Source organism: Acidovorax sp. SDU_ACID1, assembly GCF_045291395.1.
Classification (GTDB): Bacteria; Pseudomonadota; Gammaproteobacteria; order Burkholderiales; family Burkholderiaceae_C; genus MR-S7.
Genome location: NZ_CP152342.1, coordinates 344101 through 358824, shown reverse-complemented (window position 1 = coordinate 358824; position 14724 = coordinate 344101). Strand labels below are relative to the sequence as shown.

At 69.6% G+C, this 14724-nt stretch carries 16 protein-coding genes; 10 read left to right on the top strand and 6 right to left on the bottom strand.

Annotated features, from left to right (window positions below):
• On the top strand, positions 1–318 hold the full coding sequence (locus tag AAG689_RS01695) for an antibiotic biosynthesis monooxygenase family protein (protein WP_406624498.1): 318 nt from the start codon (positions 1–3) through the stop codon (positions 316–318).
• A gap of 66 nt (positions 319–384) precedes the next feature.
• Here the strand turns inward: AAG689_RS01695 and AAG689_RS01690 are convergent, their stop codons facing one another.
• Positions 385–1860 (bottom strand): PLP-dependent aminotransferase family protein, encoded by a 1476-nt coding sequence (locus AAG689_RS01690; protein WP_406624497.1) that lies wholly within the window; start codon positions 1858–1860, stop codon positions 385–387.
• A 91-nt stretch (positions 1861–1951) separates the two neighbouring features.
• On the opposite strand from AAG689_RS01690, the gene AAG689_RS01685 reads away from it, so the two are divergent.
• From AAG689_RS01685 to pdxK, 3 genes are read left to right on the top strand one after another with little or no spacing between them, the layout of a single operon-like run.
• Complete coding sequence (locus AAG689_RS01685; RefSeq protein WP_406624496.1) at positions 1952–3169, top strand: benzoate/H(+) symporter BenE family transporter; 1218 nt, start codon at positions 1952–1954, stop codon at positions 3167–3169.
• Positions 3166–3963, top strand: coding sequence for a YggS family pyridoxal phosphate-dependent enzyme (locus AAG689_RS01680; protein WP_406624495.1), 798 nt, complete (start codon positions 3166–3168; stop codon positions 3961–3963). The genes AAG689_RS01685 and AAG689_RS01680 overlap by 4 nt, the downstream gene beginning before the upstream one ends.
• A complete protein-coding gene (pdxK, locus tag AAG689_RS01675) occupies positions 3960–4877 on the top strand; it encodes a pyridoxine/pyridoxal/pyridoxamine kinase (RefSeq protein WP_406624494.1) in 918 nt (305 codons plus the stop codon). Before AAG689_RS01680 ends, pdxK begins: the two co-directional genes overlap by 4 nt.
• A gap of 220 nt (positions 4878–5097) precedes the next feature.
• Here the strand turns inward: pdxK and AAG689_RS01670 are convergent.
• The 5 genes from AAG689_RS01670 to AAG689_RS01650 all read right to left on the bottom strand — a co-directional run bounded on the left by AAG689_RS01670 (position 5098) and on the right by AAG689_RS01650 (position 9027).
• A protein-coding gene (locus AAG689_RS01670; protein WP_406624493.1) for an IS5 family transposase occupies positions 5098–5890 on the bottom strand; the annotation gives its coding sequence in 2 pieces (ribosomal slippage) (positions 5098–5632 and positions 5631–5890; 795 coding nt in all).
• A gap of 57 nt (positions 5891–5947) precedes the next feature.
• Entirely contained in the window at positions 5948–6457 is a 510-nt protein-coding gene (locus AAG689_RS01665; protein WP_406624492.1) for a GNAT family N-acetyltransferase, read from the bottom strand.
• A 9-nt stretch (positions 6458–6466) separates the two neighbouring features.
• Positions 6467–7105: an SDR family oxidoreductase gene (locus tag AAG689_RS01660; RefSeq protein ID WP_406624491.1), complete on the bottom strand. Its 639-nt coding sequence runs from the start codon at positions 7103–7105 to the stop codon at positions 6467–6469.
• Positions 7105–8040, bottom strand: a complete 936-nt coding sequence (locus tag AAG689_RS01655; protein ID WP_406624490.1) for an alpha/beta hydrolase — start codon at positions 8038–8040, stop codon at positions 7105–7107. Before AAG689_RS01655 ends, AAG689_RS01660 begins: the two co-directional genes overlap by 1 nt.
• A 72-nt stretch (positions 8041–8112) precedes the next feature.
• Positions 8113–9027 carry an alpha/beta hydrolase gene (locus AAG689_RS01650; protein ID WP_406624489.1) on the bottom strand — a complete coding sequence of 305 codons (915 nt, stop codon included), beginning with the start codon at positions 9025–9027 and terminating at the stop codon, positions 8113–8115.
• 159 nt (positions 9028–9186) lie between these two features.
• On the opposite strand from AAG689_RS01650, the gene AAG689_RS01645 reads away from it, so the two are divergent.
• The 6 genes from AAG689_RS01645 (at position 9187) to AAG689_RS01620 (ending at position 14724) form a co-directional block, all read left to right on the top strand.
• Complete coding sequence (locus AAG689_RS01645) at positions 9187–10140, top strand: LysR family transcriptional regulator (protein ID WP_406624488.1); 954 nt, start codon at positions 9187–9189, stop codon at positions 10138–10140.
• 170 nt (positions 10141–10310) lie between these two features.
• Positions 10311–10628: a c-type cytochrome gene (locus tag AAG689_RS01640; RefSeq protein WP_406624487.1), complete on the top strand. Its 318-nt coding sequence runs from the start codon at positions 10311–10313 to the stop codon at positions 10626–10628.
• Positions 10628–11887, top strand: coding sequence for an NAD(P)/FAD-dependent oxidoreductase (locus AAG689_RS01635; protein WP_406624486.1), 1260 nt, complete (start codon positions 10628–10630; stop codon positions 11885–11887). The genes AAG689_RS01640 and AAG689_RS01635 overlap by 1 nt, the downstream gene beginning before the upstream one ends.
• Positions 11888–12919, top strand: a complete 1032-nt coding sequence (locus tag AAG689_RS01630; protein ID WP_406624485.1) for a YeeE/YedE thiosulfate transporter family protein — start codon at positions 11888–11890, stop codon at positions 12917–12919.
• Positions 12906–14249: an FAD-dependent oxidoreductase gene (locus AAG689_RS01625; protein ID WP_406624484.1), complete on the top strand. Its 1344-nt coding sequence runs from the start codon at positions 12906–12908 to the stop codon at positions 14247–14249. Before AAG689_RS01630 ends, AAG689_RS01625 begins: the two co-directional genes overlap by 14 nt.
• 4 nt (positions 14250–14253) lie before the next feature.
• On the top strand, positions 14254–14724 hold the full coding sequence (locus AAG689_RS01620) for a thiosulfate oxidation carrier protein SoxY (protein ID WP_406624483.1): 471 nt from the start codon (positions 14254–14256) through the stop codon (positions 14722–14724).

The window sequence follows — 14724 nt, the reverse complement described above, 5'->3', positions numbered from 1 at the left end:
ATGTACACATCGACCTTCACCTTCGCCAAGAAGCAGTACGACGACGACTTCCACCGCCTGGACCAGGCGATCGCCGAAGCCGCCAAGCAGATTCCCGGCTACCTGGGCGAGGAGGCGTGGGAAAACGACCGCCTGATCTCCAACGTCTACTACTGGGACAGCCTGGAGGCGCTGCAGGCCCTGATGCGGCACCCCACGCATCTGCAGGCCAAGGCCCGGCAGGCCGAATGGCTCGACGGCTACCAGGTGGTGATCTCGCAGGTGCTGCGGACCTATGGAGACGGCGGGCTGCCGCTGGCGGCGACGGCCACGCCCTGATCCGCCAACGCTCTCTTATTCATAGCTTCTTGCGCTTGCTGCATAAGCGCTAGAGGCACTTTTCACTCAAATCCTCATACGCCGCAGCACCCCGGCCAGCGCCTTCACGCCCGCCTCCAGCTCCTGCGGCGCATAGGCCGCGAAGCCCATGAGGAACCCGGCCTCGGCCGGCGCGGCGGCGTACAGGGCCGACAGTCCCTGCAGGTCGATGCCCGCGCGGCGCGCGGCATCGACGGCGGCGCGCTCGGGCATGTCGCGGGTGAAGACGCAGGGCATCTGCATGCCGCCCGCGGGCACGCGCGGCTGCACCCAGGCGGCCAGGTGTTCCTGCACCAGCCGCGCCAGCGCGTCGCGCCGCGCGGCGTACAGGCCGCGCATGGCGCGCACGTGGGCGCCGAAGTGCCCGCCCTCGATGAAGCGCGCCAGCGTGAGCTGCGCGATGGGCGCGCTGTGCCCGTCCAGCAGCGTGCGCGCCACCGCCATGGGCGCCACGAGCTGCGGCGGCAGCACCAGGTAGCCGATGCGCAGGCCAGGGAACAACGACTTGCTGAAGGTGCCGATGTAGAGCGTGCGCTCGTGCGCGTCCAGCCCCTGCACGCAGGCCGTGGGCTTGCCGGCGTAGTGGAATTCGCTGTCGTAGTCGTCCTCGATGATCCAGGCCTGGTGGCGGTGCGCCCAGTCCACCACGGCCAGGCGCCGCTCCAGCGCCAGCGTGGCGCCGGTGGGGTACTGGTGCGAGGGGGTGAGGAACACGGCGCGCGCGGCCCGTTCCTCCTCCAGGCGCCGCACCTGCATGCCGCCCCCGTCCACTGGCACGGGCACGCAGGCCAGGCCTGCCGCCTCGAAGGCCCGGCGCGCGCCGAGGTAGAGCGGGTCTTCCACGCAGATGCGCTCGCCCGCATCGAGCAGCACCGTGGCGCACAGAGCCAGCGCCTGCTGGGAGCTGGTAAGCACCAGCACGCGCTCGGGCGTGGCGCGCGCGCCGCGCTCCAGGTTCACGTAGTCGGCGATGGCGCGGCGCAGCGGCTCCATGCCCTGCGGCGGACTGTGCAGCAGGGCGCGCGCGCCGTGCTCCTTGAGCACCTGGCGCTGCAGGCGCTCCCAGGTGGCGAGGGGGAAAGCGCGCGTGTCGGGCAGGCCGGGCGCGAACGGGCGCGGCGCGAGGAAGTCGCGCACGCCGCCGCCCTGGTACAGCGCCTCGCCGCGCTGGCTCAGGCGCGGCGCGCCCGCTGGCGTAGCGGGCCGCCGGGCCTGCGCGCCCAAGCGTTGCGCGCGCGGCGAGACGAAGCTGCCGCTGCCCACGCGCCGCCCGATGAAGCCTTCGGCATGCAGTTGGCCGTAGGCCGCCTCCACCGTGTCGCGCGACACGCCCAGCGACTGCGCCAGCGCGCGCGAGGCGGGCAGGGGCTGGCCGCCGCCCAGCGCACCCTCCAGGATCAACTGCCGCAGCGCGCGCTGCACGCGCACATGCAGCGGCAGCGCGCCATGGGCGGGGTCGCCCAGCCAGGCTTTCACGGATTCGAGTTGGGCATGCTTGAACAATTGGCTGGGTCTTCCTTAAAAAAGTGGATGGTTGCTTCAGGCCATTTTAGGAATACAAAAGCAGCTTCCACTGGTTTACCCCACGGCCTATATGCAGCAAGCACACCCCTCTCCTTTGCGCCCGCGCGATCTGATCCACCCCATCGTGGCCGGACTGGTCTCGGTCATCGTCAACTACGGCGGCACATTCATCCTGGTGTTCCAGGCCGCCAAGGTGGCGGGACTGAGTCCGGCGCTGACGGCCTCGTGGGTGTGGTCGATCTCCATCGGCGTGGGGGTCACGGGCGTGCTGCTGAGCTGGATGACGCGCGCGCCGGTCATCACTGCCTGGTCCACGCCAGCGGCGGCGTTCCTCGTCACGGCGCTGGCCACCACGCCCTATGCCGAGGCCGTGGGCGCCTACCTGCTGTCGGCCGCGGCCTTCGTGGCGCTGGGCCTGTCGGGCTGGTTCGACCGCGTGATCCGCTGGATTCCGCCCGGCGTGGCGGCCGGGCTGCTGGCGGGCATCCTGCTGCAGTTCGGCATCCGGGCCTTCGGCGGCATGGGCATCGACCCGCTGCTGGCCGGGCTGCTGGTGCTGGCCTACGTGCTGCTGCGCCGCGTGGCGGCACGCTGGGCGGTGGTGGGCATCCTGCTGCTGGGCCTGGGTTTTCTGCTGGCGCAGGGGCGGGTGGATCTGTCGGGCCTGCGCCTGCAGTTCGCGGCGCCGGTGTTCACGCTGCCCGCTTTCTCGCTCAACGCACTGCTCAGCGTGGCGCTGCCGCTGTTCCTCATCACGCTCAGCGGCCAGTACATGCCCGGCATGCTGGTGCTGCGCGGCGACGGCTACGCCACCAGCGCCAGCCCCATCGTCGCCGTGACCGGGCTGGGCTCGCTGCTGATGGCGCCGTTCGGCGCGCACGCCTTCAACCTCGCGGCCATCACCGCCGCCATCTGCACCGGGCGCGAGGCGCACGAGGACCCGTCCAAGCGCTGGATCGCCGGCATCGCGGCGGGCGTGTGCTACATCCTCGTGGGCGTGTTCGGCGTCACGCTGGCGGCGGTGTTCATGGCGCTGCCGGCCACCTTCATCACCACGCTGGCGGGGCTGGCGCTGCTGGGCACCATCGGCACCAGCCTGGCCACGGCCCTGGCCGACGCGAAGGCGCGCGAGTCGGCGCTGATCACCTTCCTGGCCGCCGCCGCCAACATCACGCTGCTGGGCATCGGCGGCGCGTTCTGGGGGCTGGTGGTCGGGCTGGTGGCCCACGCGGTGCTGCATGGCCGCCTGCCGCAGCCCACGATGTCACGCAAAGGAGCCGTGTCATGACAACCACCCGCCACGACCAGCACGGCCGCTACCCGCAGGCCGCCACGCTGCAGGACTTTGAGCGCCACTTGGCCACCGTGCAGGCGCGCATCGCCGCCGCCTGCCAGCGCGCCGGGCGCGATCCGGCCGGCGTGCGCCTGCTGCCCGTGAGCAAGACCCAGCCCGAGGCCAGCGTGCGCCTGGCCCACGCGGCGGGCTGCCGCCTGCTGGGCGAGAACAAGCCGCAGGAGGCCCACGGCAAATGGCTCGCCACGCAGGATCTGCCCGATCTGCGCTGGTCGGTCATCGGCCACCTGCAGACCAACAAGGCCAAGCTGGTGGCGCGCTTCGCCAGCGAGTTCCAGGCGCTGGACAGCCTGCGCGTGGCCGAGGCGCTGGAGCGCCGCCTGCAGGCCGAGGGCCGCGCGCTCGATGTGTTCGTGCAGGTCAACACCTCGGGCGAGGCCAGCAAGTACGGCCTGCCACCGGGGGAAGTGGCGGCCTTCCTGCGCGCCCTGCCCGCCTTCCCGGCGCTGCGCGTGCGCGGGCTGATGACGCTGGCGCTGTTCTCCAGCGAGGCCGGGCGCGTGCGCGAGTGCTTCGTGCGGCTGCGCACGCTGCGCGACCGGCTGCGCCAGGAGGCGCCCGCGGGCATCGCTTTGGAGGAGCTCTCCATGGGCATGTCCGGCGACTTCGAGATCGCCATCGAGGAAGGCGCCACTGTCGTGCGCGTGGGCCAGGCGATCTTCGGCGCGCGGGCGTTGCCCGACAGCCACTACTGGCCGCAGGCCGCCACCCCGGGAGAGCAGCCATGACCGGCCTGGAACCCCTGCAGCTGGACGTGGTGTCGGTGCAGTCCCAGGTGGTCTATGGTCGTGTGGGCAACAACGCCGCCGTGCCCACGCTGGAGGCGCTGGGCCTCGCGGTGGCCGCCGTGCCCACGGTGCTGCTCAGCAACACGCCGCACTACCCCACGCTGCACGGCGGCGCGGTGCCGCTCGACTGGTTCGGCGGCTACCTGCGCGACCTGTCGGCGCGCGGCGCGCTGCATGCGCTGCGCGCGCTGGTGGTGGGCTACCTGGGCGAGCCGGCGCAGGCTGCCGTGCTGGCCGGCTGGGCCCGCACCCTGCTGGCCGAACGCGCCGGGCTGCGCATCGTGCTCGACCCGGTGCTGGGCGACCACGACACCGGTGTCTACGTCGCCCCCGGCATGGCCGAAGCCTGCCGCACGCACCTGCTGCCGCTGGCCAGCGGCCTCACGCCCAACGGCTTCGAGCTGGCGCAGCTCACCGGCATGCCCGTGGACGACATGGACGGCGTGGTGGCCGCCGCGCGCACGCTGCTCACCGGCCGCACGCAATGGGTGGCGGTGACCAGCGCCGCGCCGGCCACCTGGCCGCCGGACGCCATGCGTGTGGTGCTGGTCACCGCCACGCAGGCGCAGGCCATCACGCACCCGCGCATCGACGCCGCGCCCAAAGGCACCGGCGACCTGTTCTGCGCAGCGCTCACCGGCCACTGGCTGCAGGGCCTGGCGCTGCCCGACGCGGTATCGCGCGCCTGCGACCATGTGGTGCACGCGCTGCGGCGCACGCGCCAGACGCGCAGCGCCGAACTGCTGCTACATACATCTCGCATCGATTGGCAGGAGCAGTTGGGCGAGCGCCTGCAAGAGCCTGTTCATGATCTTTTCATGGTGCCCGCAAGGCAGCAGGCAGTCGCAATCTAGGCGCGCACTGCAGGCCATGCTGGTGGCCTGGACAAGGTGCGCAACGACGAGTGCGGCTGCCTGCTGCCTTGCCCGAAGGGTTGCCCCGCAAAGGCAGCGTCTGCGGCGTTGCAAATCCTCGCAGGGCCACCAGCCCGGCTGCGGTTTGCGCCTTGCCGCCCCTGCCTTTGCGGGGCAACGGGCACAATGAAAAGATCATGAACAGGCTCTAAGAACGTGTTCAAAGTCTTCTGAGCAAGAGGCCCAGGAAGGCCAGATGGACGAACTGCAAACTGGTGTTGAGCCAGCGCTCGCAGTTCTTCCATAGCCTGCGGTTCTTCTCCAACCACGCAAAGCTGCGCTCGACAATCCAGCGCTTGGGCATGACCTTGAAGGTGTGCAACTCGCTGCGCTTGGCAATCTGTACCGTCACGTGCTCGCCCAGGATGCCCCTAACACCCTGCGAGAACGGCTGGCCGACATAGCCGCTATCGCACAGCAAGCTTTGCACCCGGCCCAAGGTGGGCTTGCAGCGCTTGAGCGCCCCCGATGCCCCTTTGCGGTCCGTCACCTCGGCCGTGGTCACCGCCACCGCATGGGGCAGCCCTTGCGTATCCACCGCGATGTGGCGCTTGATCCCCGAGACCTTCTTGCCCGCGTCATAGCCCCTCAATGCCGCCGGATCCGCGTTCTTCACGCTCTGCGCGTCCACGATCAAGAACGCGCTGCAGGCGTTGCGACCCAGTTTCTCGCGGGCCGCGCCAACCTGATTTTTTTAAAGCCTGCTCCAGCAGGCTGCCACCCTCGCGCGGCTCGCTCCAGATGGCCCAGTACGAATGCACCGTGCGCCATTTCGGGTAGTCACTGGGCAGCGCTCTCCACTGGCAGCCCGTGCGCAGCAGGTACAGCACCGCGCAGAACACCTCGTACAGGTCTATCTTGCGCGGCGCTGTCTTCTTGCGTGCGCTCTCCAGCAACGGCTTGATGATCTCGAATTGTTCGCGACTGATGTCGCTCGGGTAGCTCTTTCTCACCCTGCGAGCTTCTCATATCGACAGAGACCTTGAACACGTTCTAAGCGCGGCCGCGGCTCAGCGCGTCGCATTGAAGGCCGCGTGGAAGCTGACGCTGCCCTGCGGCACGGCGGCGGCGGAGAACGCGAGGGCCTGGAAATATTCTGGCGGTACCCCCTCCAGCACCAGTCCCGGCACGGGCCGAAAGCCGAAACGGGCGTAGTAGGCCGGATCGCCCAGCAACACGCAACCAGCGGCGCCGCCGTCCTTCAACTGGCGCAGCGCCTCCATGACCAGCAAGGCGCCCATGCCCTGGCGCTGCCGATCGGGCGCGACGGACAGGGGCGCCAAGCCGTACCAGCGCGGCGCGCCGTCGGATAGCGCCACCGGAGACACGCCCACGTGGCCGACCACCGCGCCCGCGTCCTGTGCTACCAGCGAGAGGTGCAGGGCACCTGCCTGGCGCAGGGCGTTCACGATGAACTGCTCGGTGTGCGACGTGTGCGGGGCGGTGCGGAACGCGGCCTCGGTCAGGGCGTGGATGGCGGGGATGTCGGCAGGAAGCTCGGAGCGGATAGTCACGGGCATGGGCTGTGTCTACATGAAGTACGGCTTGTCGCCATCAGTGTGGGGCTTGTTGACGCCCAGGTTGGCGCCCACATGCAGCGCGGGGTTGGCGATGACCTTGGCGATCAGGTCGCCCACGCTCTTGCGCGAGACCACGGTGCCCTTGAAGGGTTCACCCTTGGCGGTGGTTTCGTAGTCCACCTCATCCTCGTCCATCAGCCAGGCCGGGCGCACGATGGTGTAGTCCAGCCCCGAGGCTTCGACGGCATCGGCGGCGCGGCGGTAGGGCTTGAGGTCTTCGCCGATGATGGCCTGGTTCCACTCGCCGAACTTGCCGGGAATCTCGTCGTAGATGCCCAGCGACAGCACGAAGACCAGACGCTTGACGCCCGCGGCCTGCATGGCGGCGATGACGGCCTGGGCCTGCTTGTCCAAGTCTTCGCCGATCAGGTTGGCGTAGACGATGTCCTGGCCGGTCACGGCGGCTTTCAGCAGCTTCTTGTCCAGCACGTTGCCGATGACGACCTGGGCATTCGCGGGCTCGTGGCCCGTGAGCTTCTTGGGGTCGCGCAGCAGCAGGGTCTGGCGCACGTCCGGGGCGTCGGCCAGCGCCTTTACGACCCATTGCGCGATCTGGCCGCTGGCGCCCAGGATGAGGACGTTGCGCATCACAGATGCTCCTTGAAGAACGGCACCACCTGGGCCATAGCGATGGCCACCGGCTCGGGCTGGTCGTACAGGTCGTAGTGCGACCAGCCTTCGGCCACGACGATGTGCTTGTGCTCCGACGCGGCGCGGCTGTAGATCTCCCAGCCGTCGCGGTAGGCGCCGAAGCCGCCGGGCTTGTCGCCGATCACCACCATCAGCGGCTGCGTGAGCAGCACTTCCGCGTTGGTGAAGGCGTCCCAGCCCATCGCCGCGCCGCTGAAGGACATGAGCTGGCTGGTCGCGCCATGGGGCTTCTGGCCACGCGCGGTCTTGTAGTACTCGGTGGCTTCGAGCACGTCGATGTCGGTGATGCCGGCTTGCTGGGCCGCATCAACGGACTCGGGCAGCAGGTTGGCTGCATCGCGCTTTGCCCCTTGCGCCTGGGCGGTGCGCATGCTGGCGATGTTCTTCGCCAGCATGCGCGGCTTGAACTGGGCGAAGCCCTCGCGGATCAGGCGGCCGTAGTTCACGCCAGTGATGGACACCAGCGCCTTCAGCCGGTGGTCGGTGATACCCGCATGCACGGTGTACGCGCCGCCGCCGCACACGCCGATGGCGCCGATGCGCTCGGCGTCCACGTAAGGCAGCGACTGCAGATAGTCCACGGCGAAGCGGATGTCGGACACGCGGATGGCCGGATCCTCGATGAAGCGCGGCGTGCCGCCGCTGGCGCCCTGGAAGCTCGCGTCATGCACCAGCACCACGAAGCCCTGCTCGGCCAGGCCCTGGGCGTAGATGTTGCCCGCGGTCTGCTCCTTGCAACTGCCGATGGGGTGGGTGCTGACGATGGCGGGGTACTTCTGGCCTGCGTCGAAGCCGGGCGGCAGGTAGATGTCGGCGGCGGTTTGCCAGCCCAGGTTGGGGTAGCTGACGGTCTGGAGGGTGATGTTGCTCATGATGGAGTATTTCAGTGTTTTTGGCCTCCAGCGCTTATGTGGCAAGCGCTGGCAGCTATTGATTTGATAGTTTTACAGCTTGGCGTTGAAGAACGGCGCAAGCTGGGACACGGCTTCATCGACGTACTGGGGCACGTCGTACAGCGACATGTGGTTGGCGCCCTCGACCACGTGCAGCGTCTTGTCCTGGCTCGCGGCGCGCGCCAGCAGGTCGTCGCTCATCCACTTGCTGCCCGCCACGCTGCCCGCCACGGCCAGGATGGGCTGGGTCAGGAAGGCTTCTGCCTTGTGGTAGGCGTCGTAGGTGATGATCTGCGTGAGGCTGCGCGCCGTCATGAAGCCAGGGGCGTTAGGGTGCTCGCACCGCGGCGTGTGGTAGTACTCCCAGGCTTCGCGCAGCTCAGCGTTGGGGGCGTCTTCTTCCTTCATCGGGGCGAGCGGCAGCGTGGCCAGTTCGCTCTTGTTGGCGTCGGCGGTGCGGGCGTTGGAGCCGAAGTCGATGTAGCCCACGGCGTCGGCGTCCTTGACGTTGTTGTCCCAGCCGTTGCGGAACATCTGGCCGATGTTCACGGCGCTCACCATGCCCAGCGCCTTGATGCGGCGGTCGTTGATGGCCGCGTTGGCGCTGTAGCCCGCACCCGCGCAGATGCCCATGGCACCGATCCGGTCCGGGTCCACGCAGGGCAGCGTGGTCAGGTAGTCGATCACGGCGCTGACGTCCTCGGTACGGATGTGGGGGTTTTCCAGCTGGCGCGGCAGGCCGGTGCTTTCGCCCTGGTACGAGGCGTCGTAGGCGATGGTGACGAGGCCGTGCTCGGCCAGCTTGCGGGCGTACAGGCCAGCGGTCTGCTCCTTCACGCCGCCGCCGGGATGCGAGACGACGACTGCTGCGTACTTCTTGCGCTCATCGAAGCCGGCGGGGAAGTGGATGACGGCGGCCAGGGTGACGCCTTGGCCGTTGAGGTTCTTGAACGTGACGTTGGGCATGGGTTTCTCCAGCGGTGGTTGGGGTAGGCACACGCGGCGATGTGGCGTGGACAGGACTCCATGCTAGGGATGGGATTGGATTTGATAAACATCCTTTGAAAGACATGAGTGGTTAGATAAACTAAACAAATGCCGCTCGAACCCTCTCTCGTTTCCTCCTTGACGTGGTTCGCCCACATTGCCCGCCACCGCAGCTTCACCAGGGCAGCGGCGGAGATGGAGGTCACCCGGGCGGCGCTGTCGCAGCACCTGAAGGGCCTGGAGCAGCAGCTGAACGTGCGGCTGCTCCACCGCACGACGCGGGACATGTCGCTGACCGAGGAAGGGCAGCGCCTGCTGGACGTGCTGCAGCCCGCGCTGACGGCCATCGAGCGGGCGGTGATGGAACTGGGGGAGGCCCATGAGGAGCCGTCGGGCCTGATCCGCATGAACGCCTCGCGCATCGCCGCCCGGCTGCTGATCGAGCCGCATATGGGCGCGTTCCTGGCGCGCTACCCGAAGCTGCGGCTGGAGCTGGTGATGAACGACGGCTTCTCGAACATCGTGGCCGATGGCATGGACGCCGGCATCCGGCTGGGCGAAAGCCTTCATGATCACATGGTGGCCGTGCCGGTCACGCCTCCCATCGAAATGGCCATCGTCGGATCGCCGGAGTACTTCGCGCGGCACGGTGTGCCCGAGGAGCCGGCCGACCTGATGCGGCACAACTGCCTGGCCTACCGCTTCACCTCCAGCGGCACCATCGACCGCTGGTCGTTCACATCGCCCGATGCCGACGGACGAACGGTGTTGTTCGAGCCCAGGGGCAACGCCGTGTTCAACGACGACGAGAACCTGCTGAACGCGGCGGTGCAGGGCGTGGGGCTGATCAAGTACCTGGACATCTGCGTTCGCCAACACCTGGCGGACGGGCGATTGGTACGCGTGCTGGCGCCCTGGTGCCGGCCCTTTCCGGGCTTCTACCTCTACGTTCCGTCGCGGGCACAGATGCCGGCCAAGATCCGGGCGCTGATGGATTTCCTGGTCGAACGGCGGGAACAGCTTGCGCACGCATCCCGCGAAGCCGTCCCGGCAGGACATCGGACCGCCGCTGCGAAACACAAGCGGCGGTGAGTCCGCCGGCCCCGCCCCCGTAGAATCGCCCCCACGAACAACTCCGCTTGTGCCGCGTGACGGCTGAGAGGGACGCGCCCCGCACCGGGGCGCGCAGCAGCCCACCCCGAGGCCGCTCCAACGCCCAAGCCGTGTTTGCGTGTTTCGCGTTGCCTGCACCGGAGTCCCCAATGCCCTCTGCCTTCCCCCTGAACCGTTTCGCCCTCGCGCTGCTGCTCGCACCGTTGGCGGCCGGGGCCCAACTGCGCGTGCAGGACGCCTCCGTGCTCGCCGGCACCTGCGTGAACTGCCACGGCCCCGAGGGCCGCTCCACCGGCGCCATCCCCAGCCTGCGCGGCCACACCGCCGGCTACCTGCTGCAGCGCCTGCGCGCCTTCCGCGCCGGGCAGGCGCCGGACGCCACGGTGATGACGCGCCTCATGAAGGGCTACGACGACGCGCAGATCGAGGCGCTGGCCCAATGGTTCGCCAGCCAGGAGGGCCGCTGATGTCCTGCACCCGACGCACCGTGCTCGCCAGCGCCCTCGCGCTGCCCGCCCTGGTTCAGGCCCGCGCCGGCGCCGCCCACGTGGTGGTCGTGGGCGGCGGCTTCGGCGGCGCCACGGCCGCGCGCTACCTGCGCCAGCGCGCGCCGGGCGTGCGCGTGACGCTCATCGAGCCCGCCGAGCGCTTCCACACCTGCCCGTTCTCCAACCTCTACCTGGCGGGCCTGCGCACCTGGGACAGCATCGGCCATGGCTACGCCGGCCTGCGCGCGGCGGGCGTGGAGGTGATCCATGCGCGCGCCGAGGACGTGGACGCCGCCGCACGCACGCTGCGCCTGTCGAACGGCCAGACGCTGCGCTGGGATCGCCTCGTGCTCTCGCCCGGCGTGGACATGCGCTGGAACGCGCTCGAAGGCTACGACGAGGCTGCGGCGGAACGCGCGCCGCACGCCTGGAAGGCCGGGCCGCAGACGCTGCTGCTGCGCCGCCAGCTCGAAGCCATGCCCGACGGCGGCACCTTCGTGATGGCGATCCCCGACAACCCGTTCCGCTGCCCGCCCGGCCCCTACGAGCGCGCGGCGATGGTGGCGCACTACCTCAAGCGCCACAAGCCGCGCAGCAAGGTGCTGCTGCTCGACGCGAAGGACAGCTTCTCCAAGCAGGCGCTGTTCCAGCAGGGCTGGAAGGCGCTGTACGGCGACATGATCGAGTGGGTCAAGCAGTCCGACGACGGGCAGGTGATGCGCGTGGACGCTGCCAGGCTGGAGGTGGAAACCACCTTCGGCACGCGCCACAAGGCCGACGTGCTCAACGTGATCCCGCCGCAGAAGGCCGGCTTCATCGCCGGGCGCGCGGGCGTGACGGACGCCAGCGGCTGGGTGCCCGTGAAGGCCGAGAGCTTCGAGTCGCGCCAGGTGGCGGGCATCTACGCGCTGGGCGACGCGACCATCGCCGCGCCCATGCCCAAGTCGGGCTTCGCGGCCAACACGCAGGGCAAGGTGGCCGCTGCCGCCATCGCGGCGGATCTGCTGGGGCAGGCCGCGCCCACGGCCGCCTATGCCAACACCTGCTACAGCCTGATCGGGCCGGGCTACGGCATCTCGGTGGCGGGCATCTACCGCGCCGAGGGCGGCAAGCTGGTCGAGCCCGCGGGCTCGGGCGGCGTGAGCCCGCTGGATGGCAATGCCGACTACCGCGCGGCGGAAGCGCGCTATGGAGAAGCCTGGTACGCGGCCATCTCCGCCGACATCTGGGACCGCTGAATGGACTTGCTCTGGGCCGGATTCCTCCTGGGCTGCGCCTTCGGCGTGGCCGCGCGGCTGGGGCGCTTCTGCCTGCTGCGCGGCCTGCGCGAAGCGCCTGCCCTGCGCGCCTTCGCGCTGGCGCTGGCCGTGGCGCTGCTGGGCTCGCAGGCGCTGGCCTGGGCGGGGCTGGCCGACCTGGGCACGGCGCAGGTCGTGCGCGCGCGCTTCTCGCTGCCGGGCGTGTTCATCGGCGGCCTGCTGTTCGGCGCGGGCATGGCGCTGGCGCGCAACTGCGGCGCGCGCGCCCTGGTGCTGCTCGCGGGCGGCAACCTGCGCGCGCTGGTCGCCCTGCTGTGCCTGGGCCTGGCCGCGCAGGCCACGCTGACGGGCGTGCTCGCACCCGTGCGCCAGTGGCTGCAGGGCTGGGGCGCAGTGCAGCTCGAACATGCGGCGCTGCCGCAGTGGCTGGCGGCGCAAGGCCTGCCCCCGGGCGCGGCCACGCTGGGCGCTGCCGGCCTGCCCGCGCTGGCGCTGCTGGCCTATGCGCTGCGGCAGGTGCGCGGCAACGGTGTGGCGCTGCTGTGCGCCACCGCCATCGGCGCGCTGGTGGCGGCGGGCTGGTGGATCACGGGTCAGATGGCCGATCCGTTCGAGCCCACACCCGTGCCGCTCACCTCCCTGAGCTTCATCGGCCCCGTGGCCGAGGGGCTGCTCTACCTGCAACTGGCCGTGGGCCGCGCCGCCAGCCTGGGCCCGGCCATCGTGGCGGGCACCCTCGCGGGCGCCTGCGCCACCGCACTGCTCACGCGCACGGCCCGCTGGGAAGGCTTCGACAGCCCCGCGCGCCTGGCCGCCTCGGCCGGCGGCGGGCTGCTGATGGGCCTGGGCGGCGTGCTGGCCGTGGGCTGCTCCATCGGCCAGGGGCTTTCGGGCCTCTCCACGCTGGCGTTCGCCAGCCTGCCCGCCTGCGCGGGCATCGTGGCGGGCGCACTGCTCGTCCTTCGATTTTTTTATCCGTCAACCCAAGGAGACCGCCATGCAACGACGTAGCTTCCTCATCACCCCGCCCGCGCTCGCCATGGGCGCAGTGGCCGGCGCAGTGGCCGGCCCGGCCCTGGCCGCACCGGCCGTCATCAGCCCGCAGTCGCGCATCCTGCCGCGCAAGGGCAGTGCGCCGCGCATCGTGATCTGCGGCGGCGGTTGGGGCGGCCTGACGGCCGCGCGCTACCTGCGCGAGCTGATCCCGAACTCCGACGTGGTGGTGCTGGAGCGCAACCCCACGTTCTGGTCCGGCCCCATGAGCAACAAGTGGCTCATCGACATCGTGAACACCGACTTCGTGCAGCACGACATGCTGCGCCCGGCCAACCGCTACGGCTACACGCTGCTGCAGACCGAGGTGACGGGCTTCGAGCGCGACAAGAAGCTGGTGCGCACCACGCATGGCCTGGTCGAGTACGACTACCTGATCCTCTCGGGCGGCATCCGCGACGCGTGGGACGCCTGGTACGGCGACGACCAGCGCGCCATCGAGCACACACGCACGCACTTCGCCAGCGCCTACATCCCCAACCAGCAGATGTTCGCGCTCAAGCAGCGCGTGAAGGATTTCAAGGGCGGCACGCTGGTGATGACGCTGCCCCCGCCGCCGCACCGCTGCCCGCCCTCGCCCTACGAGCGCGCCTGCCTGATCGCCTCGCACATCAAGAAGAACAAGATCCCCGGCAAGATCGTCATCCTCGACCCCAAGCCCAAGATCGCCCCCATCGGCGTGGGCTACAAGCAGGCGTTCGACGAGCTGTACCCGGACATCATCACCCACGTGCCCAACGCGCGCGTGCAGGAGGTGGATCCGTTCAACAAGCGCATCAAGACCACGGCCGGCGAGCTGAAGTTCGACGAGGCCATCCTGATGCCCCCGCACCAGGCCGCCGACATGGTCTGGCACGCGGGCCTGATCGGCAAGGACGCGACCACCGGCAAGCCCACCGGCTGGGCCGACATGCACCAGCGCCTGTTCCATGCCAACGGCGACGACAGCGTGTACTTCGTGGGCGACCTGATGGGCGCCATCTCGCCCCAATTCGGCCATTACCCCAAGAGCGCGCACGTCGCCAACTACATCGGCCAGATCGTCGCCAAGTACATCGCCCAGCGCGTGGCAGGCCAGGAAGTCAAGCCGCTGCTGCCCGACAACCTCTGCTACATGATGGTCAACACCGAGCCGCAGGAGGAAATCTCGGTCAAGTTCGAGTACGAGGTGGATGCCAAGGGCCAAGTCAACCAGACGCAGATCGACATGGACGTGCGCACGGCCGACCTGGTGAAGGAAGACTTCGCCTGGGCGCGCAGCAAGTTCAGCGACTTCCTCGCCATTTGAGCCCATGCAGCGCAGAACCCTGATGGCCGCCAGCGCCGCCGCGCTGGCCCTTCCCGCCCTGGCCCAGCCGCAGAGCAAGACGCCGCTGACCAACGCCGCCCTGGCCCCCAACCCGGCCGAGTTCCGCAAGGCCATGGCCGATTTCAGCAAAAGCACCAAGCCGCAGGCCGAGGGCCTGCATCTGGACGTGCCCACGCTGGCCGACAACCCCGCCGCCGTGCCGGTGAAGGTCAAGGTCACGCTGCCGATCACCGAGCAGGATTGGTGCGAGGAAATCATCGTGCTGGCCGACCTGAACCCCGCGCCCCTGGCCTGTCGCCTGCAGTTCACGGCAGCGGCGGGCACGGCCGAGGCGGCGGTGCGCGTGCGCCTGACGCAGTCGCAGACCATCCACGCGCTGGCGCGCATGAAAAGCGGCAAGCTGCTCGCGGCCAGCCATGCAGTGACGGTGGCCGCCAGCGGCTGCGGCATGTGA